This is a genomic window from Thauera sp. ZXT1-4, assembly GCF_052598215.2.
In genome coordinates this window covers 46,789-67,703 of the sequence record NZ_JBQWSN020000004.1, presented here as the reverse complement: position 1 = coordinate 67,703, position 20,915 = coordinate 46,789, and the positions used below count along the sequence as shown (strand labels likewise).

The window sequence follows — 20,915 nt, the reverse complement described above, 5'->3', positions numbered from 1 at the left end:
GCGCCCACAGGGCGGGGTGCTCGATTCGTGCTCCCCGCTCGAGGGCTTACAGCAGACTCATCTTTCGCGCAGCTTCCCGGAGTTCGCCGCGGAAGTCCGGATGCGCGATGCCGATCAGCGCTTCGGCGCGCTGTTTCGCGGTCTTGCCGCGCAATTGCGCCACGCCGTACTCGGTCACCACGTAGTTGATGTCGTTCTTGCTCGTGGTGACGTGCGTGCCAGGCGACAGCACCGGCGCGATGCGTGACACGGTGCCGCCTTTCGCGGTGGACGGCAGCACGATGAAGGCCTTGCCGCCCTTCGAGCGGTTGGCTGCGCGCACGAAATCCACCTGGCCGCCAGTGCCGGAGTAGGGCAGGTGGCCCAGGCTCTCCGAGCCACACTGGCCGATCAGGTCGATCTGCATGGTGGCGTTGATCGCGCACAGATTGTCGTTGCGCGCGGCGACGTAGGGGTCGTTGGTGAAATCCACCGGATGCATCTCGATGCCAGGGTTGCGGTGCATGGTGCGGTACAGGCGGTGCGAGCCGAGCGCGAAGGTGGCCACCGTCCTGCCCGGCATGAAGGTCTTCCTGCGGTTGGTGACCGCGCCGGCTTCGATCAGCGACAGGATGCCGTCGCCGAGCATCTCGGTGTGGATGCCGAGGTCGTGCTTGTGCTTGAGCTGCATCACCACCGCGTCCGGAATGCCGCCGTAGCCGATCTGCAGCGTGGCACCGTCGTCGATCAGGTCAGCGACGTATTTGCCGATCGCTTCCTGCACCGAGCCGATCTCGGGCAGGCCGACTTCGAACAGCGCGTCCTCGCTCTCCACGATGCCCGCGACCTGGGAGACGTGCACCAGGCAGTCACCGTTGGCGAAGGGTACGTTCGGATTCACCTCGAGCAGCACTACGCGTGCGCGGCGGACTGCCGCCATGGTGTAGTCGGGCGCGAGCGACAGGCTGAAATAGCCGTGCTCGTCCATCGGCGAGGCCATCGACACGACCACCTCGGCCGGCAGCAGGCCGCGGTCGAGCAACATTGGCAGCTCGGAGAAATAGGCCGGCACGTAGTCTATCCAGCCCGCCTGGCCGCCCGGGCGGGATGCGCCGCCGAAGAAGTAGGCGTCGTGACGCACGTTCGCGCGCGTGTCCGGGTCGAAGTAGGCGAACCTGCGCAGCGGCAGGATCTGGCTCACCGCGACGTCGCGCAGTTCGTGGCGGCGCTCCGAAAGGGCGTGCAGCAGTGCGGGCGGCTCGCCCACGCCGGTGGGCACGACGATGGTGTCACCGTTGCGGATCAGGTTCGCAGCGTCGGTGGGCGTCATGCGCTTGTTGTCGTAGAGGGCCTGCGCTTCGGTCATGATCGTGCTCCGGTATCTGTTGTTGTGCTGTGGTCATGGATTATACGTCCTGCCCATACCGGTGCGTATGGAGGTAGGGTGTGCCCCCGTGGGCCGACCAGCAACAAAAAACCGCCGACCGAAGTTTTCGGTGCGGCGGTTCGGAAAGCGCGAGCGCTTGGGCGCAGAGTGCGTTCGGGCAGGTTCAGCGGTTGCCGTTGCCCGGCTTTGCGGCGAACAGCGCAGGGCGTTGAGCGGACCGGGTGTCGGCGCGGCGCGGCGGGTTTGCCGCGTTGCGATTGCCATCGGCGTCGTTGCGGGACCGTTGTTGTTGCGGACGGGCATCCGGCTTCGCCGCAACAGCACTGCGGCCCGCAGGCGTGCTTCCACGGCTGCTGCCGTTGCCCTGCGCTTTGCCTCCACTTCTGCCTTGGCCGGGGCGACCTCCACCGCGGCGCGGCATGGGGGGGCGGGCGTGGTCGGCGTCATGCGCGGCCTCGCCGCCGGCGCTGGGCACGAAGTCCTCGGCCACGGCGCGGTCGATGCGGCGCTTGATCAGGCGCTCGATCGCGGTGAGCAGGTTGGCCTCTTCCCGGTCGACCAGCGAGATTGCATGCCCTGCGGCGCCAGCGCGGCCCGTGCGGCCGATGCGGTGCACGTAGTCCTCGGGCACGTTGGGAAGCTCGAAGTTGACCACCTGTGGCAACTGGTCGATGTCCAGGCCGCGCGCGGCGATGTCGGTGGCGACCAGCACCGGCAGCGAGCCGTCCTTGAACTGCGCGAGCGCGCGGGTGCGAGCAGCCTGACTCTTGTTGCCGTGGATGGCCGCGGACTCGATGCCGTGCTTGGTGAGGTACTCGGCGAGCTTGTTGGCGCCGTGTTTGGTGCGGGTGAATACCAGCGCCTGGAACCACTGCTTTTCCTTGATCAGATGCGCGAGCAGCTCGCGCTTCTGCTTCTGGCCGACCATGTAGACCGCCTGGTCGACGCGCTCTGCCGTCGTGTTACGCGGCGCCACCTCGACGGTGGCGGGGTCGTGCAGCAGGCCTTGGGTGAGTTGGCGGATCTCGTCGGAGAACGTGGCCGAGAACAGCAGGTTCTGGCGCTTCTTCGGCAGCAGCGCGAGCACCTTGCGAATGTCGCGGATGAAGCCCATGTCGAGCATGCGGTCGGCTTCGTCCAGCACCAGAAACTCGACGCCCGAGAGGTCGAGCGTGCGCTGGCCGACATGGTCGAGCAGGCGCCCCGGGGTGGCGACGAGGATGTCGACACGCTTCTTCAGTGCCGTGATCTGCGGGTTGATGTTGACGCCACCGAACATGACCAGCGAGGTCAGTGGCAGGTGCTTGCCGTAGGTCTTGACCGACTCTTCCACCTGGGCGGCGAGCTCGCGTGTGGGGGTAAGGATCAGGCAGCGCGGGCGACCGGGCGGATGCGGGTGGGTGTGGGTGGCGGCCAGCATGTGCAGCAGCGGCAGCGTGAAGCCGGCGGTCTTGCCGGTGCCTGTCTGCGCCGCAGCGAGCAGGTCGCGGCCGGACAGCACCTCGGGAATGGCCTGTGCCTGGATGGGCGTCGGGTGGGTGTAGCCCGCCTCGCCGATGGCGCGCAGGATGGGTTCGGCCAGCGCGAGGCTGGCGAAAGTCACTTCGGGATTCATTCGATGGTCCGGCGCGAGCCCGCCGCGTTCGAGCGGCACCAATCCGGGCTGCGGGAAGAGATCCGGCTGGCTGCACGCGGAAGGCGCGGGCCGCATGGATCGTTTCAGGAAACGCTGCATCGACTGGTGCACTGCAGCGAGGCGCCACTATAAGCGCTTGGGCGGCGATATGCGAGGCCTTTCGGCGCTCTTTCGCAAGGGTTCGATACCATGCGCATGAATATTGCGCTTTGGTTACAATTCGACCTCCTTCAACGTGTCCGGCAGCCGCCATGAGCGCATTCCTGCCCCGTCCGAGCGTCCTTCGCCTGCGCGAGCGGATGGCCATCCGTCTCGCCCTGGTTTCGCTGTCCGGGATTGCGTTGCTGCTCGGCGCGGTGGGTCTTGCGGCATGGCTCGCGGCGGCAAGCGCAGGCGCTGCGCTGCAGGCGATCGACCATGGACTTCCGCTGCGGACGCTGGCCTGGGTCGCCGTGGGGCTGGTGCTCGCCTGGTTGGCCTCATGGGGGTTGGGGGCGATGCTGCGGCTCGCACCCCGCGCCGAGGGCGTACCGCTTACGCGCCAGTCGGCCGAGGAGCTCTTTCGCCTGGTCGATGAGCTCTCCGAACGCGCTGGCATTCCTCCGCTTCACCATCTGCGCATCACCGAAGACATCAACGCTGCGGTGGTGCAGAGACCGAGCCTTGGGCTCGGTGGCAGGTTGCGAACCGAACTGCAGATCGGGCTTCCACTCGTCCATGGTCTGTCACCGATGCAGTTTGGTGCCGTGCTTGCGCATGAACTGGGCCACATTGCCGCGCAGCGTCTGGGCTGGTGCGGCTGGGGGGCCTTCCTGAGGGCATGGTGGATGCGCATCCTCGATGCGCTCGCGCTGAATCTGCCGGCGAGGCTGCGCTGGCTGGAGTCCCGTATCGATGGTTATTGCCGGCACATGCTCCGGCTCGCGCGTGTGGAGGAGCTCGAGGCCGACAGTGTCGCGGCACGCCTGGTCGGCGCCGAGTTGGTGGGGCAGACGCTGGTGGAGTTGAGCCGAAAGGCCCACTTCCTGCATCATGACTACTGGCCTCGGCACCAAGCCTTGCGGGTGGCAGGGTGCTCGTCCGCGCTGCGTCCGTATCGTGAGATGGGGTGCGGATTTGCCACGGCATATCCATGCGTGGCGCTGGCGTGTGCGCAGGCCGTGGGTGACGGCGAATGCCGCCCCGACCCGTTCCATCCCAGCTTGCGTCGCCGCCTGCGGGCGCTCCGGTTTGCTGGTCAGGGGCCGGCGACCAGACCGGGCACGGCCGCCGACCAATACCTCGGCGGAGCCCTTCCTGGCCTGGCCCGCGTGTTCGACCGGGCCTGGGACGAACTGGTGCGCTGCAAGCGCCACCCCATGGTGGCGGGTCGTGGCGGGGCGGACGAGCCGCGCGACTGAACGTTCCTCCGCTTGTGAGGCGGCTCAGAAGGCTGCGCGTTCGGCCTCGAGGTAGGCGAGGCTGACGTACTTGCCGATGTTGCCCTCGAAGCCCGCGGTCTCGGCTGCCTTGCCCGCGACGCGCGGATCCTGCAGCACGCGCTCCCTGGCTTCCTCCATGCCGGCCATTTCCTCCACCGCGTGCAGGCAGTTCTCGTAGATGCCCTCGAATAATTCGCGGTTCCACGCCAGCACCTCCCCGCTCGCGTGCCCGTGGCCGGGTACCCAGATGCGCGAGGGGGCATTGCGCTCCAGCTCGTCATAGAAATGGAAGGTGCCGACGTAGGAGCCGTCGTCCATGTTGGCGATGCGCCGGTCCATGGCGACGTCGCCCACATGGGTGAGTGCGTCCTCCACCACCTGCACGCAGATGTCGCCGGGCGTGTGCGCGACGCCGTAATGATGGACGCGCAGCGTGACGTCGCCGAAGCGGAAGTGGTCGCCATGAACGGTGTCGCGGTTGGGTGCGACGATACGCGTGCCGGCGGTGGCCTGGTTGGTCCATCTTTCCAGCATGCTCTGCCACATGCTGCCCTGCACGCCCTCGATCTCGCGCCGGCTCCGCGGGTGAGCGTAGATCGGCAGATCTGCGCCGAAAGCGTCTACGAAGGCGTGGTTGGCCAGCCAGTGGTCGCCGTGGTAGTGGGTGTTGAAGATCGCCACGACTGGCTTGTCGGTCACGGTGCGGATCATGCGCAGGGCCATCTCGCCGATCTGTACCGAGCCCCCCGGGTCGATCATCACCACCCCCTCGTGCGTTACGACGAAGGTGACGTTGCTCATCATCCCCTGGTTCTCGGGCGTGGGAAAGCCGTCCTTCGCCCAGATCATCCACACATGCTCGGAAAGCTGTGTCGGCTGGATGTCGGGAACCGCCGGGCCGCGAATGAAGTCGTTCAACTCCTTCGCGAAGGCGGTGATCGGCGCCCACTGGGTGCCGATGCCGGCGAGGGCGGCGGCGCCGAGGCCGAGCTTGATCATCTGGCGCCGGGACAGTGGAACGCCGGGGCGTGGGGCGTCTGGGGTGCGCATGGTCGTCTCCTCCTCTTGTGGGGTGTGAGGAGAATATTAACGAAAACCGATGCGCGCACGCTGCCGGGGGTGTGATTCTGCTTGCGCGGAGGAGCGTGGAGAAGTGCGGAGAGCGGGGGCGTGCGCCCGCAGCAAGGATCGGGCGGGCGCGTGTGCGGCCCGGACCTCGAGCGCTCAGTTCCCTCGCGCGCTGCCGGCCGGCCTGCGCGCGCGGGCCTGCTCGAGCTGATCGCACAGGCGGCTTGCGCCGTCGAGGATGCGCGGGGTGTGTCGCTGGATGTGGTCCGGGCGGATGAAGAAAAGGTTGTCGCGCGTGGCGGCTTCGAGCTGTGGCCAGCGTGACCATTGGCTGAGCCACTCCGGTCGCGCCTCACCCATCCCGCTGGCAACGATCACTTCCGGATTGGCGGCGAGGACCGCTTCCACGCTGATCGTGGGTGCGAGCTGCGACAGGCTGCCGAACACGTTCTCGCCGCCGCACAGGCGGATCACGTCGGCGATCAGGTGCTCGTCGTTCACCGTCATCAGCGGGCGGTCCCAGATCTGGTAGAAGGTGCGTACCTTCGGGCGGCGGGTGTAGTGCGCCGAGAGCTCGGCGTGGCGGGCGCGGAACGCACTTGCGGAAGCTTCGGCTGCCGCCTCGGTGCCGGCCAGGCGGCCGAACTGCTCCAGGCTGCGGGCGACGTCCTTCAGGCTGCGTGGTTCGTTCAGGTATACCGGAACGCCGAGCGCCTCCAGCCTGGCGAGGTGACCTTCGCGGTTGCCGCTTTGCCAGCCGATGATGAGGTCCGGGCGCAGGGCAGCGATCGCCTCGAGGTCGATCTGGGTGTAGCCACCAACCTGAGGCAGGGATTTTGCCGCCTCCGGGTAGTCGCTGTATGCGACCACGCCGACCACCTTGTCACCGGCGCCGGCGGCAAACAACACCTCGGTAACGTGCGGTGCCAGACTCACGATCCGTTGCGCCGGTGCGGGCAGGGTGATCTCGCGCCCGGCATCGTCGGTCAGCACAATCCCCGCATGCGTGGATGCCGGCAGCAGTGTGCCGCAAAGCAATGTGGAAGCGAGCGCGAGGACAGTGAGGGCGGAGCGGGTGTCGTGCATGGTCATTCATCCATGGGGTGCGGGAGACAGGCTTCGAGCGCGGCCTGCAGGCGCTGCCATCCGGACTCGTCTGCGGGCAGGCCGAAACGTAGCGCGGGCGGATCGTCGAACTGGCGCAGCAGGATGCCGCGGCGGGCGAAGGCGGCATGCAGTGCTGCGGCGTGCGGGGTGCAGACCCGCTGGAACAGGGCCGGACCTTGCGGGCGTAGACCGTGTTCGGTGAGCAGGCGGTGCAGGCGCTGGCCTGCCGCGCCCAGGGCCGTGCGTGCGCTGGCCTGCCAGGCGGTGTCGGCCAGCGCATGGCGGGCCACCCAGCGTGCCGGGCCCGAGAGCGTCCACGGGCCGAGCTGTTCGGCCAGTGCGTCGCGGATTTCGGTGGGCGCGAACACGAAGCCTACGCGAGCGCCCGCAAGGCCGAAGAACTTGCCCAGCGAGCGCAGCACGACCAGCCCCGGCTGTCCCGCCAGCGGTGCCAGGCTGCGCTCCGGCGTGGTGTCGATGAAGGCCTCGTCCACCACCAGCCAGCCGCCGCGCCGGGCGAGGTGTGCATGCCAGTCGAGCAGGCGCTCGCGCGGGAAATGCTCGCCGGTGGGGTTGTTGGGCTGCACCAGCACGACGATGTCGCTGCGTTCAACGGCGGCGTCGAGCGCGGTGGCGTCCACCGCGCGTGGTGTTCGCGTGCGCCAGGCATGGGCATGTTCGGCGTAGCCAGGGGCGAGCAGACTCACGCGCTCGCCGCCCAGCACGGCGGGCAGTGCCTGGATTGCCGGCTGGGAGCCTGCCACCGGAAGCAGCGCAGTGCTGCCGTAGTAGGCCGCCGCCGCCGCCTCCAGGCCGTCGTCGTCTTCGGGCAGGCGCTGCCAGGCCGAGGCGGGAATCGCCGGCACCGGGTAGCCGACCGGGTGGATGCCGGTGGACAGGTCGAGCCAGTCGGCGAGCGGGATGCCATACCGGGCTGCGGCGTGGCGCAGGCGTCCTCCGTGCTCAAGCATGGGCGGCGCCCGCGGCCGATAGCAGGCCCAGCGACAGGCCGGCGATGCACAGCACGGCGAGCCACAGCCAGGCCCCGCGCCGGACCAGCGACACCGCGCCGAGGATGCTGGCCGGGCCGGCCTCGCGCCCGGTGCCGAGCACCGGGCGGTGCTCCTCATGTCCGTGGTAGGTCGCCGTACCGCCCAGGCGCACGCCCAGCGCGCCCGCGCCGGCCGCCATCACCGGGCCGGCGTTGGGGCTGTCCCATTGCGGCGCCTGCGTGCGCCAGCAGGCCAGCGCCTCGCGCGTGTGGCCGAGCACGGCGTAGGTAAGGGCGGTCAGCCGGGCCGGAGCGAGGTTGAGCGCATCGTCCAACTTGGCCGCAGCCCAGCCGAAGTGCAGGAAGCGCGGCGTGCGGTAGCCCCACATCGCGTCCAGCGTGTTCGCCAGGCGGAACAGCAGCGCGCCCGCGCCGCCCGCAAGCACAAACCAGAACAGCGCGCCGAAGACCGCGTCGTTGCCGTTTTCGAGCACGGACTCGGTGGCGGCCTTGGCGACGCCCTGCGCGTCCAGGGCCTGCGTGTCGCGGCTCACGATCCAGCCCACGCGCGTCCGTGCTGCCTGCAGGTCACCGTTTGCGAGCGGGGTGGCGACTGCGCGTGCATGTTCGGCCAGGCTGCGCCCGCCGAGCGCAAAGTAGAGCAGGGCTACATCCACGGCCCAGTGCGCCTGCGGGTGCAGGCTGCGCAGCCACAGCGCGAGCGCCAGCCAGGGCAGCACCGCGAGCGACCAGGCGAGCAGCCCCGCAAGGCGGGTGCCCGTCTCGTTGGCACCGTAGGCAAGCCTGCGGCACGCTCGCTCGGCCCGGCTTGCCCAGTGCCCGAAGCCGATCAGCGGGTGCAGGCGCCGCACCTCGCCGAAGGCGCGATCGGCAAGCAGGCCGGCAGCCATCTTGAGGGCGAGGACGAGGGGGAGGGAGAGTTCCATCGGGTAGCGATCCGGCAGGTACGAGAAAGGACGCGAATCGGCGATAATCCGGCCCTTTTGCAAGGAAGCGGATTCTACGCGATGTCCTCCCCGATCACGCTGATGGTACAGGGCACCACCTCGGACGCCGGCAAGAGCACGCTGGTCGCCGGGCTGGCCCGTTGCCTGCGCCGGCGCGGGCTGCGGGTGGCGCCGTTCAAGCCGCAGAACATGGCGCTCAACTCCGCCGTCACCGTCGACGGTGGCGAGATCGGCCGTGCCCAGGCGCTGCAGGCCCTGGCGGCCGGCGTGGCGCCGCATACCGACTTCAACCCGGTCCTGCTCAAGCCTTCGACCGACATCGGCGCCCAGGTCATCCTCCATGGCCGCGCCGTCGCCAACCTGTCGGCACGCGACTATCACGCCTACAAGCCGACCGCGATGGGCGCGGTGATGCAGAGTTGGGGGCGCCTGTGCGCTGCCTACGATGCGGTACTGGTCGAGGGCGCCGGCAGTCCGGCCGAAATCAACCTTCGCGATCGTGATATCGCCAACATGGGCTTCGCCGAAGCCGCGGACGTGCCGGTGGTGCTGGTCGCCGACATCGATCGCGGCGGTGTGTTCGCGCATCTGGTGGGCACGCTGGAACTTCTTTCCCCCTCGGAGCAGGCGCGGGTGAAGGGCTTCGTCATCAACCGCTTCCGCGGTGACATCGGCCTGCTGCAGTCCGGACTCGACTGGCTCGAGGCTCGCACCGGGCGCAAGGTGTTCGGCGTGATGCCCTATCTGCATGGGCTGTTCCTCGATGCGGAGGACGCGCTCGCCGATGCCGCGACCGACGTGCGTGCAGGCGAGGATGCGCTGCGCGTGATCGCGCCTGCGTATCCGCGCATCTCCAACCACACCGACCTCGACCCTCTGCGGCTGCATCCGCAGGTGGACTTCCGCTGGGTGGGGCCGGGGCAGGCGATCCCGCCTGCGGACCTGATTGTGCTTCCGGGCTCCAAGAGCGTGCAGGCCGACCTCGCCTGGCTGCGTGCGCAGGGCTGGGAGGCCGCGATCCGCCGGCATCTGCGGTACGGCGGGCGGCTGATCGGCATCTGTGGCGGCTTCCAGATGCTCGGCGGCGAACTCGCCGATCCGCTGGGGATCGAAGGCAGTGCCGGCAGCGTGGACGGGCTGGGTCTGCTCGACATGCGCACCGAGCTCGCACCGGAGAAGCAGCTGCGCAATGTCTCAGGACAGCTGGCTGCGCTTGAGGGTGTGGCGGCCCTCGGGCCGGATGTCGCGCGAGGCGCCGCTCCGGTCGTGGGCTACGAGATCCATATGGGCGTCAGCGCAGGGCCGGCGCTCGAGCGGCCGGCGCTGGTGCTGCAGGACGCGGGCGGACAACGCCCGGACGGCGCGCTCTCGCCCGACGGACAGGTGCTCGGCACCTATCTGCACGGGCTGTTCGAGGCGCCGGCTGCGCTGTCAGCCCTGCTGCAATGGGCGGGCCTGGAGAAGGTGCAGTTCGTCGACCTCGGCGCGCGCCGCGAGGCCGATCTCGACCGGCTCGCCGACGCGGTCGAGCAGAGCGTCGATCTCCATGCCCTGTTCGACGGATCTTTATCCCGAGTATCGAGGCCAGCATGAACACTGAAAACACGCGCCGGCACGGCGCCGAAACCTCGCTGCTTGGCCAGGCGGTCGCCTATCGCGACACGTATGCCCCCGAGTTGTTGTTCCCGATCGAGCGCCAGCTCAAGCGGGATGAACTGGGCCTGAGTGCCGAAGCGCTGCCCTTCGTCGGCGAGGATCTGTGGAACGCGTACGAATTGTCCTGGCTCGATTCACGAGGCAAGCCGGTGGTCGCGCTCGGCGAGTTCCGTGTGCCGGCCTCGTCGCCGCGGCTGATCGAGTCGAAGTCGCTGAAGCTCTATCTGAACGCCTTCAACCAGCAGCGCTTTGCCGACGTGGAAGCGGTGCGCCAACTCATCGCGCAGGACCTTTCGGCCGCGGCCGGGGCCCTGGTGGGTGTGCGGCTGAGTCCGTTGAGCGAACAGCCCTTGCGCCGCTTCGGGTATCCGCAGGGGGTCTGTCTAGACACCCTCGACATCGACATTGACCGTTACCTGCCTGCGCCCGAGTTGTTGCGCGCGGGCGGGCATGAGGTGGAGGAGACGCTGTACTCCCATCTGCTCAAGTCGAACTGCCTCGTCACTGGTCAGCCCGACTGGGGCATGCTGGTGGTGCGCTACCGCGGGCCGGCTATCGAGCGTGAGGGGCTGTTGCGCTACATCGTGTCCTTCCGTTCGCACAACGAGTTTCACGAGCAGTGTGTGGAGCGCGTGTTCTGCGACCTGCTCGCGCGCTGCAAGCCTGTGCGGCTCGCGGTATGGGCGCGCTATACCCGGCGCGGCGGGCTGGACATCAACCCTTTCCGCGCGACGCACGTGGCGCTGGCTGCCGATGAGGTGATGGAGGTGCGGCAATGAGCGTCTGTCGTGTCCGCGATGGTGACTGGAAATACGCAACAAGGTATTGCATTTGATCTGGATCCATGGCGCGCCGCAGGAGCCTGGGTTAACATCGGCCCGTAATCACCAACAACACGAGGTAATGAACATGAAGGCTCTGGTTGCTGCTGCAGTTGCTGCAGGTCTCCTCTCCGCTTCGCCCGCGTTCGCTTCCGAGGCGCTGGCCAAGTCCAAGAACTGCATGGCCTGTCACGCAGTGGACAAGAAGCTGGTCGGCCCGTCCTACAAGGAAGTCGCCGCGAAGTACGCCGGCCAGGCCGACGCCGCGGCCATGCTCGCCGACAAGGTCAAGAAGGGTGGTGTGGGCGTCTGGGGCAAGGTTCCGATGCCTCCCAACCCGCAGGTGAATGACGCCGATGCGAACGCGCTGGTCGAGTGGGTTCTGTCGCTGAAGTAAGCGTCGTGTGGGCCACTGCCGCGTGGCGGTGGCTGCGAATGGAAAAAGGGTCGGCCTGCCGGCCCTTTTCTATGGGCGCCGTTCCGCTCAGCCCGGCTCGGCGCAGGGGGCACCGAGGATGGGGTCTTCCAGCGACGTGAACAGGGCTTCCGGACGCGTCAGCCATTCGCCGACCTGCTCGGCGGGCGCCGCGCGCGCAAAGAGGTAGCCCTGCATGATGTCGCAGCCCAGTGCGTGCAGGGCTTCGGCCTGTTCCCGGTTCTCCACGCCTTCGGCGATCAGGTCGAGCTCGAAGCCGCGCGCGATGCCGCTGATGGCGGAGATGATCGGGTTGGTCATCGGGCCTTCGAGGTCGCGCACGAAGCTGCGGTCGATCTTGATTGTGTTGACCGGGAACTTCTGCAGGTAGGCCAGCGCCGAGTAGCCGGTGCCGAAGTCGTCGATCGCGACGCTGATGCCGGCGGCGCGCAGGGCGCGCACCTTGGCAGCCACGCCGGCGGCGTCATCCATCATCAGGCTTTCGGTGATCTCCACCTCGATGTTCCCTGGCTCGACGCCGTGCCGGCCGATGCAGGCGGAGACGGCATCGACGATGTCGTGGCGATGGAAGTCGTGGGCGGAAAGGTTGACCGAGATCTGCGGTGCGGCAATGCCTTCGCTCTGCCAGCGCGCGAGCTGGGCGCAGCTGGTTTCGAGCACCCATGTGCTGATCTCGCCGATGAGGCCCACTTCCTCCGCGACCTGGACGAAAGTGGCGGGCGAGACCGGGCCCAGCGCGGGGTGATTCCAGCGCAGCAGGGCTTCGAGGCCGACGATGCGGCGGGCGGTGAAGCTGACCTGGGGCTGGTAGTGCAGTTCGAGCTCGTTGCGTGCGAGCGCGCTGCGCAGGTCGTTCTCCAGCGCGATGCGGTCGCGGTGGCGGGTGTTCAGTTCGGGGTCGAAGAAGCGGTAGCCGTTCTTGCCGGAGCGCTTGACCTGATACATCGCGATGTCGGCGTGCCGGGTCAGATCTTCCGAAGTGTTGCCGTCGCGCGGGAAGAGCGCGATTCCGACACTCACCGTGGCACGAAACTCGCCCCGGCTCAAGGTGATCGGTTCGTCGAGCGCAGCGATGACCTTGCGCGCGATGGTCTCCGCATCCTCGGGGTGGGCGATGTCCGGCAGCAGGATGGTGAACTCGTCCCCACCCAGGCGGGCGAGGGTGTCTCCACGGCGCAGCGCCGCGGTCAGCCGGCTGGCGATTGCGCGCAGCAGCGCGTCGCCTTCGGCATGGCCGAAGGTGTCATTCACGAGCTTGAATCGGTCAACATCCACGAACATCACCGCCAGCGCGCCCGTGCGGCGCTGCGCTTGAGCGATCGACAGCTCCAGCCTGTCCTTGAAAAGCACGCGGTTGGGAAGGTGGGTGAGCTGGTCGTGATAGGCTTGAAAGGAGATGATCTCCTCGGCCCGCTTGCGCTCGGAGATGTCGCGCGCGACACCGTACAGGCCGACCACGCGGCGCTCGCCTTCCTGCGTGATCATCGGGATGGCGGTCAGCGAGACTGTGACGTTGTCGCCCTCTGCGCCGGCGGTGTTGGCTCGATGGCGGCGCAACCGGAGCTCCACATGGAAGCTCTCCCCCGGCAGGGCGCTGGGCTTGCTGAGCAGGCTGTCGATGCGGTCGATGTCCTCGGGCATCACCAGTGTGGTGAAGGGACGGCGCAGCAGCGCATTGCGCTCGTAACCGAGCAGCGCCTTGACGCGCGGGTTGAGGTAGGTGAAGCGGCCGGCGCCGTCGAGCGTGAAGATGATGTCGGGCGAACTCTCGACGAGGTAGCGGTGCAGGCGCTCCGAGGCCTTCAGGCGCTGGCTCATCAGTTTATTGGTGCGCTCGAGCGTACCCTTGTGCAACGCGCTGTCGACGGCGCGCTGGAGTTGGGCGACGTGATAGGGCTTGCGTACGAAGTCGTCTGCGCCGCCGCGCAGGGCGCCAATGGCCGCGTCGATCGCATCTTCGCCGGTGATGACGACCACGGCTTCGTCGCGCTGGTGGTCGGAAAGCCACTCCAGCAGGGCGAGGCCGTTCGCGTCAGGCAGGCGATAGTCGAGCAGGATCAGCGCGTAGTGCTTGCGCTCGAGGCAGGCGATCGCTTCAGAGATGCTGCCGCATTCGTCGAAAACCCGGCCGGGCCTAGCGAGGACGTGGGGAAAAGTCTTCCTGAGCGAGGGGTCGTCGTCGACGATGAGAATGCGCGTGGATTCGCTGGTGGCGGCCTTTTCGTCAACCGTACGGGCCTGGACGGCTTGATCTGTCGGCGGTGTCATGGCTCCAGGAATCAGGAGAGGGCGGGATTGTCAGTCCCCATGATGCAACACTCAGCCGACTTCTTCCAGCGGGATCATCACCTGGAAGCTCGTTCCGGTCCCGGGCTGGCTGCGGCAGAGCAGCGTCGCGCCCCATTTCGCGAGGATCTCGCGCACGATGCTTAGCCCTACGCCGCGGTGCGTCCCGCCCTTTTCGCTTGGACGCGGCGAAAGCGGATCGCGGGCGCGTTCGGGCGGAAGACCCGGTCCATTGTCCACGAAGCGGATCTCGAGGCAGTTGCGTCCGTCGACATTGACCAGCGGCAACACCGAGACGATCAGGCGCTGTCCTGGCTGGAGCGCCTCGGAGGCGTTGCGGAACAGGTTGAGCAGGACCTGCTTGAGCGCCGAAGGCGGGATGGCTGCGGGTGGCACGTCACGCGCGGCGCGCAGTTCGAGCTGGATGTCCCGGCTGCTGAACAGCGGCTCGCCGTATAGCGTGCGCATGTCGAGAAGCAGCTCGGGGACGCGGCAGGCGCGCGACTCCGGGCTCTGGGCGGGAAGGTCTGCGGAATTGCGCAGGAGGTTGTCGATCCGGTCGAGCTCGGCATTGAGCAGGCTGAGCTCGTCCTGCAGCGGTGTGTCGGCAGAGCGCTCTTGCGCCAGCATGCCGAGCCGGCTCTTGAGCACCGTGAGCGGATTGCTCGCTTCATGAGCCAGTTTGCGCATGTGGTCCCGGAAGCGCGCCTGCAGCGCGTTCTCGCGCTCGGTGATCTCGCGTGCGTGGCGGTGGTGGCTGCGCAGCGCGCGTGCGGCGGCCCCGAGCAGCGCGACGTAGCGCCAGCGCATTTCGCTGTCGAGCGCCTGCCGGCCAAGCGTTGGCACCAGGGCCACCGAGGGGTCTTCCTCCGAGCCGAGCGGAAGCACCTGGAAGCCCGGGTGGCCCAGCCAGCGGGCAATCTGCCAGTCGATGACGCTGCGCCCCGGGCTTTGTGTCTGCGTGGTGAATTCAGCCGGCTGCCCACTGCGGGCGGAAAGTGCGATGCAGCTCGCGGCGTCGTCCAGGCGCAGCCCGAGCTCGCCGATCAGGGCCTCGGGGCTGCCGTCGGGGGGTGTCAGAAGTGGGTGCAGGACGCCCCGGTCGTCACAGCCAAGGAGCACGGGGGCTACACGCAGGCCAAAAAGCGGGCAGGCGATGTTCAGACGCTCGCGGACTGTGGCAGCGTCCAGGTCTACGAAGGCCGCGGTGAGCAGGCCGAGCATGCCGGCGCTGCGGTACGGGTCATCGATCAGACGTGGCCGCGCCTGCGCAGCGCTGGGGCGGCCTGCGGTGGGAGGTGCGGGCGGATAGGCTGCATGGCCCGAAACGATGTAGCCCACGTCGGTGCGCAGGCTCATCACGCTCGCGGACTCCAGGCCGGTCAGGCGTGCAACCTGTGCGGCCTGATCCTGCCAGTCCTGGGCGACGAGGCGCTCGGCAGCGGCGATCAGGGCGATCAGGGGGTGTGCGGCGGCAATCTGTTCGTCGAGCAGTCCCCGCACTTCAAGAGCGTCCGCGAGTGTGGGCGGCAGGCCGCAATCGTGAATCAGTGCGGGCAGGCTCGGGCGCTGGCCTGTACGCCACCGCTCGGACCCGGTCAGTCCGCGCCACAATCCGGCGAGGTAGGCCTCGTCCGTGCGCGGGTAGCCGGTTTCGATTGCCAGGTGCAGTGCGCATTCGGCGCGCAGCAGGGAATTGTCAGGCGTATCGTCGGCTTCTTCGCCCAGGTGCCCCAGTCCCAGCAGCCAGGCGCGCAGCAGATCGGCCCCGGTGCGCTCCAGTCGCTTCCGCAGCGCGCTGTTGAGCCCCTCCTGAAGCTCGCCCGCGCACAGTGGGTCGGCGAGCAGCAGCGCAAGGCACAAGGCCGGGTCCCGCGCGGCGACCAGTGCAATCTCGGGCCAGTTCGGCGCCTGCGCGGCCAGCAGGCGCAGGATGGTCGATGCACCATCCGGCAGCGGCTGCAGTTCGAAGGCGGAGAATTGGGTCAGCTGCATCGGGTGCACGGACAGTTGGATATCCGTTGCATTCTAGTGACCGACCACGCGCATTTCCGTGACGAAAGTGGCACTCGACACGAAGTGCCCGCGCCCGCCACCTGATCGCCCGCCACTGCAGGCGATCAGGCGTGCAGGCTGTCGGCGAAGGCCAGGGCCACGAGCTGCGCCCGGTTGATCTGCTCGGGGGACAGATGCAGGTCGTCGACCGCTGCGCTCAGATTCTTCGCATCGAAGCTCTCGCAGGACTGGGCGAGGCGCAGGAAGGGCGCGAACTCCCCCCGGTCGTACAGCAACGCTTCACTGACGTTCGGTGGCAGGTTCATTTCGTCCAGCAAAGCTTGCATCGAGGTGCCGAGCAGGACGTGCAGCAGGGAGAAGGCGCCGGTGATGAACAGGTTGTCGCGCTCTCCCGCATCGAAGAAGCTCACGCCGATCTCTTCCATCAAGCGACCGCGCGCGATCGCGGTCTGCATCAGCGCGGGGGCACTCGGATCGCGGCTGGCCGTCACCAGCAGCAGCGACAGCCACTTGTTGAGCGCGTCGTAGCCCAGGATGCTGACTGCGTGGCGGAAGGACTGGATCTCGCACATCAGGCCGAAGCCGGCGGAGTTGATGTAGCGCAGTAGCTTGTAGGACAGCGCCACGTCCTGTTTCAGCACTGCCTCGATGTCGCGGATTTCCGCGTTGTTGCGTACCAGGTTGAGTAGCCGCACGATCTGCGCATGGCCCGGGGTGAGGCTCTTTGCGGGTGGATTGCCATGGAGGAAGAACCAGCCGGAGGCACCGTCGTAACCGGCGCCGATCGCCTTGTGGAAGCCTTCGATATCGGGCAGGCCCCAGGCCAGGCTGAGTCCGGGCGAGCCGCCCGGACTGGGTGCGCGGCGCACGTCCATCAGAACGAAGCGCCAGTCGGCGCCGGCAGGCAGCGCCACGCCAGCCTGGAACCAGGTCAGGCACATGCCTACGCCGGTTTCCTGCAGGCGGGCCATCAGCGCCTGTGTTTGCGGGTGGGCGAGGGTCTGCGCGGGGATCTCGATTGCGGTGTTGTCGGGAATCGTCCAATCCATCAACTCGGGTGTTGGCACCAGCCGGCCGAGGCTGAGGAAGACCGGGTGATGCGTCGGCCAGGCATCGCTGAGGGTGGCCAGCGTCTCGACGACCGCTGCGATGTTGGGACCATGAGCGATCAGGCGGTTGGCGGTAATGGCGCGGTTCTTGTTGACGACCGGCTCGCGTGTCAGCAGGGTGGTCTGGCTCATGGGGCGCTCCGGGCGTCAGTTCGTGGGCTGGGCAAACGTGAATGCGTCGGCGAAGAAGGCTTCTTCGGGCAAGCCGCGTTCCGCGCAGAGACTGCTGTGCGCCGCATCGACCATCACAGGTGCGCCGCAAGCATAGACCTCGTGGCCCGACAGGTCGGTGAAATCGTCCAGTACCGCCTGATGCACCAGGCCCTGGCGGCCGTCCCAGACTTCATCGGAGAGCACCGGCACGTAGCGCAGGCCCGGCAGGGCTGCTTCCCAACCGCGTGCGAGCGCATCCATGTACAGGCCGCCCCGGGTACGTGAGCCCCAGTAGAGCGTGATCGGGCGGGTGAGGCCAATGTGGATCGCGTGCTCGACGAGGCCCTTGATCGGGGCGAAGCCGGTTCCGCCCGCGATCATCACGATTGGCCGGTCGGAATCCTCGCGCAGCCAGAAGTTACCGTGCGGGCCTTCGAAGCGCAGGATCTCCTTCTCCTTCATGGATTCGAACACGTGCCCGGTGAAGCGGCCGCCTTCGATGCGACGGATGTGCAGCTCGAGATGGGCCGCATCGTGCGGTGCGTTCGCGATGGAGAAGCTGCGCCGCTGACCGTCTGCGAGCAGGATGTCGATGTATTGTCCGGCACGGAACTGGAACTGCTCGCTCGCGGGCAGTTTCAGGTCCACGCGCATGACGTCGTCGGCCAGGCGCTCGAGCTTCTGTACCCGCGCAGGCATCTTCCTGACCGGGATGTCACCGGCGCGCGTGACGTTGCGCGCCTGGATGACCAGATCGGTGAGCGGTTTCGCGCAGCAGAATAGCGCGTGGCCTTCGGCGCGCTCGGCAGCGGTCAACGCGCCCTCGGCGTGGAGGCCGTAGTCGACCCGGCCCTCGAGCACCTTGCCCTTGCAGGCGCCGCAGGCGCCATCGCGGCAACTGTGTGGCAGCATCAGTCCCGCGGCGAGCGCTGCGTCGAGCACGGTTTGGTCGTCGGTGGCGTCGAAGCTGTGATCGCCGGGGCGAAGTGAAATCCGGTGGGTCATGGTGCGTGAGATAATCAGCAAATGAAACGAATTCTTATCGTGGGCAGCGGCGATGTCGCGCAGCGTGCGCTCCCGTGGTTGACGCGGCGTTTTCGCGTGTACGCCCTGGTGCGCCAGCCCGAGGCCGCCGCGGCACTGCGCGCGGCCGGCGCGCTGCCGCTGATCGGCGACCTCGACGACCGTAGCAGCTTGCGTCGGCTCGCGGGTCTGGCCGATGCCATTCTGCATTTTGCCCCCCCGCCCGCGAGCGGCGAGGGAGACCCGCGGACGAAGCGTCTGCTGGCCGCACTCGGAGGTGGCAAAAGTCTACCACAGGGGGTGGTATACATAAGCACGACAGGGGTTTACGGAGACTGTGGCGGTGAGCAGGTTTCCGAGACGCGTCCGCTCCGTGCCACGACGGCGCGTGCGCGGCGTAGGGTCGATGCCGAAGCGCGCCTGCGCCGCTTCGGCCGCCGCTGCGGAGTGCGGGTCGCAATCCTGCGTGCCCCCGGGATCTACGCGGGTGACCGCCTGCCGCTCGAGCGCCTGCGTCGTGGCGATCCGGTGCTGGCTGCCGAAGAGGACGTGCATACCAACCACATCCATGCCGAGGATCTCGCCCGCCTCGCCTGTATCGCGCTGCTGCGTGCCCCGGCCGGACGGGTGTACAACGCCAGCGACGACTCCGGCCTCAGGATGGGGGCGTATTTCGATGCCGTGGCTGATGCGTTCGACCTGCCTCGGCCGGAGCGCCTGAGCCGGGCCGCGATCGCTTCCCGCCTGTCGCCGCTTACGCTGTCGTTCATGAGCGAATCGCGCCGGCTGGACAATCGGCGCATCAAGCGCGAACTTCGCGTGCGCTTCGCCTATCCGACCATTGCCGACGGCCTGCGAGCCGCACTCGCCGGCCGCGCCGGCGCTTCGACCCATTCACAACCGGAGCCCTGAGCAGATGCTGACCCTGAAGGCCTTGCACATCATTTTCGTCGTGAGCTGGTTCGCCGGCCTGTTCTACCTGCCGCGGTTGTTCGTCAACCACGCCATGGCCGAGGATACGGCCACCCGTGAGCGCCTTGCGCTGATGGAGATGAAGCTCTACCGGTTCATGACTCCGCTCGGCATCCTCGCGGTCGCGCTCGGGCTGTGGCTGTGGTTCGGCTACGGCTTCTCGGGCGGATGGCTGCATGTGAAGACGCTGCTGGTCGTGTTGCTGATCGCCTACCATCTGTATTGCGGCAGGCTGATGCGCGCCTTCGCCGAGGGGCGCAACCAGCGCAGCCATGTCTGGTATCGCGTGTTCAACGAGATTCCGGTGCTGGTGTTGTTCGTCGTCGTGTTCCTGGTCGTTCTCAAGCCGTTCTGAGCATGCGGCGCATGGGTGATCCGGGCAGTATCGCGCATGGCGGACGGGGAGGAGGCGAGATGCCGGAGTCGAGACAGGGCAGGCAGTGCACCGAGGGCGGAACGACCGTGGACCTGGCCGAGTACAACTGGCAGGCGCACTCGGTGCTTGTCGTCGATGACGAGGAGGGCATGCGCAACTTCCTCGAGCGTACGCTCGCGCGGCGCTGCGGCATGGTGCAGTCGGCCGCGGATGCCGAGCATGCGGCGGCGCTGATGGCGCGGTTGCACTTCGACCTGCTCGTCCTCGACATCGCCCTGCCGGGCAAGTCGGGCATCGAATGGCTGCACGAGTTGCGCGAGCATGGCTATACCGGCGACGTGATCCTGGTCACCGCCTTCGCCGACATGGAAACGGCGATCGACGCTCTGCGCGGCGGGGCGTCGGACTTCATCCTCAAGCCCTTCCGCGTCGACCAGATCCTGAATTCCATCAAACGCTGCTTCGAACGCGCACGTCTGAGCCGTGAGAACTTCGTGCTGCGGCGCGAGCTGGCTGGCGCCCGCGGTGGCGATGATCCGCTCGGCCTCGTCGGGCGCTCGCCGGCCATGGCCCAGCTGCGCGCGATGGTGCGCCGCGTCGGGCAGATGCCGAGTACCGTGCTGCTGCAGGGTGAATCCGGCACCGGCAAGGAAGTCGTGGCGCGCGCCCTGCACCAGAGCAGCCCGCGGGCGCAGCGCCCCTTCGTGCCGCTGAACTGCGCCGCGATCGCCTCCGAGCTGATCGAGAGCGAGCTCTTCGGCCACGTCAAGGGCGCATTCACCGGCGCCACCGAGAGCCGCAACGGCCTGTTCTACTACGCCCATGGCGGCACGCTCTTCCTTGATGAGATCAGCGAACTCCCCCTCGCCATGCAGACCCGCCTGTTGCGTGTGCTGGAGGAGCGCCGGCTGCGGCCGGTGGGGTCCGAGCGCGAGGTGCCGGTCGATGTGCGCATCGTTGCCGCCTGTAACCGCGACCTCGCCGCAGAGGTGCAGGCCGGGCGCTTCCGTCAGGACCTGTACTACCGGCTTGCGGTGGTGGATATCGTGCTGCCACCCTTGCGTGCACGCGCGGAAGACATCCCGGAGCTGGTCGTGCATTTCATGCAGCAGCTCTCCGGCCAGCTTGGCGTGGCGCCCTTGCCACTCACGCATGAGGTCGTGACCCGGCTCTGTGCCTACGCATGGCCCGGCAACGTGCGTGAATTGCGCAACCATGTCGAGCGTTCAATGATCCTGGGCTGTTTTCCGCCCGAGCCGCTGGGCGTACCCTGCCCACGCCAGGTGCCCGCGCCGGGTGAGTTGGCGCTGACCCTCGCCGAGATCGAGCGCCGTCACATCGAGCGCGTCACCGCGGATTGCGAGGGCAACAAGACCGAGGCAGCGCGCCGGCTGGGGGTGTCGCGCAAGACGCTGGAGCGCAAGTTCGCCGAATGGGCAGCGGAGGAACCGCCGGCCGCCGTGCCGGCCGGCCGCCGGGCATGAGCGCTGCACGGACAATGCGCAACGTC

The 20,915-nt window shown here is 67.8% G+C and carries 17 protein-coding genes; 7 read left to right on the top strand and 10 right to left on the bottom strand.

The genetic code is table 11. From position 1 onward, the window contains the following. Positions 1–46: 46 nt before the first annotated feature. Positions 47–1,345: an acetyl-CoA hydrolase/transferase family protein gene (locus tag ACUH78_RS04915; protein ID WP_445332863.1), complete on the bottom strand. Its 1,299-nt coding sequence runs from the start codon at positions 1,343–1,345 to the stop codon at positions 47–49. A gap of 184 nt (positions 1,346–1,529) precedes the next feature. Then, on the bottom strand, positions 1,530–2,981 hold the full coding sequence (locus ACUH78_RS04910) for a DEAD/DEAH box helicase (RefSeq protein ID WP_445332862.1): 1,452 nt from the start codon (positions 2,979–2,981) through the stop codon (positions 1,530–1,532). 272 nt (positions 2,982–3,253) lie between these two features. Here ACUH78_RS04910 and ACUH78_RS04905 point away from each other — a divergent pair, with 272 nt between their 5' ends. Further along, positions 3,254–4,402 (top strand): M48 family metallopeptidase, encoded by a 1,149-nt coding sequence (locus ACUH78_RS04905; RefSeq protein ID WP_445332861.1) that lies wholly within the window; start codon positions 3,254–3,256, stop codon positions 4,400–4,402. Positions 4,403–4,426: 24 nt separating this feature from the next. Here ACUH78_RS04905 and ACUH78_RS04900 read toward each other — a convergent pair whose 3' ends face one another. The 4 genes from ACUH78_RS04900 to cbiB form a co-directional block, all read right to left on the bottom strand. Next, positions 4,427–5,473 carry an MBL fold metallo-hydrolase gene (locus ACUH78_RS04900; protein WP_445332860.1) on the bottom strand — a complete coding sequence of 349 codons (1,047 nt, stop codon included), beginning with the start codon at positions 5,471–5,473 and terminating at the stop codon, positions 4,427–4,429. Between the two features lie 174 nt (positions 5,474–5,647). Beyond that, complete coding sequence (locus tag ACUH78_RS04895; protein ID WP_435750896.1) at positions 5,648–6,577, bottom strand: cobalamin-binding protein; 930 nt, start codon at positions 6,575–6,577, stop codon at positions 5,648–5,650. Positions 6,578–6,579: 2 nt separating this feature from the next. Then, entirely contained in the window at positions 6,580–7,569 is a 990-nt protein-coding gene (gene cobD, locus ACUH78_RS04890) for a threonine-phosphate decarboxylase CobD (protein WP_445332859.1), read from the bottom strand. Further along, the gene (gene cbiB / locus ACUH78_RS04885; protein ID WP_445332858.1) at positions 7,562–8,536 is read right to left on the bottom strand and encodes an adenosylcobinamide-phosphate synthase CbiB; all 975 of its coding nucleotides are present in this window, start codon (positions 8,534–8,536) and stop codon (positions 7,562–7,564) included. The genes cobD and cbiB overlap by 8 nt, the downstream gene beginning before the upstream one ends. A gap of 81 nt (positions 8,537–8,617) precedes the next feature. Here cbiB and ACUH78_RS04880 point away from each other — a divergent pair, with 81 nt between their 5' ends. The 3 genes from ACUH78_RS04880 to ACUH78_RS04870 all read left to right on the top strand — a co-directional run bounded on the left by ACUH78_RS04880 (position 8,618) and on the right by ACUH78_RS04870 (position 11,431). Beyond that, a complete protein-coding gene (locus tag ACUH78_RS04880) occupies positions 8,618–10,150 on the top strand; it encodes a cobyric acid synthase (protein ID WP_445332857.1) in 1,533 nt (510 codons plus the stop codon). Further along, positions 10,147–10,992, top strand: a complete 846-nt coding sequence (gene queF / locus ACUH78_RS04875; protein ID WP_445332856.1) for an NADPH-dependent 7-cyano-7-deazaguanine reductase QueF — start codon at positions 10,147–10,149, stop codon at positions 10,990–10,992. Before ACUH78_RS04880 ends, queF begins: the two co-directional genes overlap by 4 nt. 130 nt (positions 10,993–11,122) lie before the next feature. After that, positions 11,123–11,431 carry a c-type cytochrome gene (locus ACUH78_RS04870; RefSeq protein ID WP_445332855.1) on the top strand — a complete coding sequence of 103 codons (309 nt, stop codon included), beginning with the start codon at positions 11,123–11,125 and terminating at the stop codon, positions 11,429–11,431. Between the two features lie 87 nt (positions 11,432–11,518). Here the strand turns inward: ACUH78_RS04870 and ACUH78_RS04865 are convergent, their stop codons facing one another. The 4 genes from ACUH78_RS04865 to ACUH78_RS04850 form a co-directional block, all read right to left on the bottom strand. Beyond that, positions 11,519–13,738, bottom strand: coding sequence for an EAL domain-containing response regulator (locus ACUH78_RS04865; protein ID WP_445332854.1), 2,220 nt, complete (start codon positions 13,736–13,738; stop codon positions 11,519–11,521). 51 nt (positions 13,739–13,789) lie between these two features. After that, positions 13,790–15,751 (bottom strand): ATP-binding protein, encoded by a 1,962-nt coding sequence (locus tag ACUH78_RS04860; RefSeq protein WP_445332853.1) that lies wholly within the window; start codon positions 15,749–15,751, stop codon positions 13,790–13,792. Between the two features lie 125 nt (positions 15,752–15,876). Beyond that, positions 15,877–17,013: an EAL and HDOD domain-containing protein gene (locus tag ACUH78_RS04855; RefSeq protein ID WP_445332852.1), complete on the bottom strand. Its 1,137-nt coding sequence runs from the start codon at positions 17,011–17,013 to the stop codon at positions 15,877–15,879. Between the two features lie 15 nt (positions 17,014–17,028). Beyond that, complete coding sequence (locus tag ACUH78_RS04850; RefSeq protein ID WP_418364575.1) at positions 17,029–18,039, bottom strand: CDP-6-deoxy-delta-3,4-glucoseen reductase; 1,011 nt, start codon at positions 18,037–18,039, stop codon at positions 17,029–17,031. 21 nt (positions 18,040–18,060) lie between these two features. On the opposite strand from ACUH78_RS04850, the gene ACUH78_RS04845 reads away from it, so the two are divergent. Genes ACUH78_RS04845 through ACUH78_RS04835 form a run of 3 tightly spaced genes read left to right on the top strand, consistent with a single transcriptional unit; the run spans position 18,061 to position 20,889 of the window. Then, positions 18,061–18,969 (top strand): NAD-dependent epimerase/dehydratase family protein, encoded by a 909-nt coding sequence (locus ACUH78_RS04845; RefSeq protein ID WP_445332851.1) that lies wholly within the window; start codon positions 18,061–18,063, stop codon positions 18,967–18,969. 4 nt (positions 18,970–18,973) lie between these two features. Beyond that, complete coding sequence (locus tag ACUH78_RS04840; RefSeq protein ID WP_445332850.1) at positions 18,974–19,384, top strand: CopD family protein; 411 nt, start codon at positions 18,974–18,976, stop codon at positions 19,382–19,384. 59 nt (positions 19,385–19,443) lie between these two features. Further along, the gene (locus ACUH78_RS04835; RefSeq protein ID WP_445332849.1) at positions 19,444–20,889 is read left to right on the top strand and encodes a sigma-54-dependent transcriptional regulator; all 1,446 of its coding nucleotides are present in this window, start codon (positions 19,444–19,446) and stop codon (positions 20,887–20,889) included. The last annotated feature ends 26 nt before the right edge of the window (positions 20,890–20,915 follow it).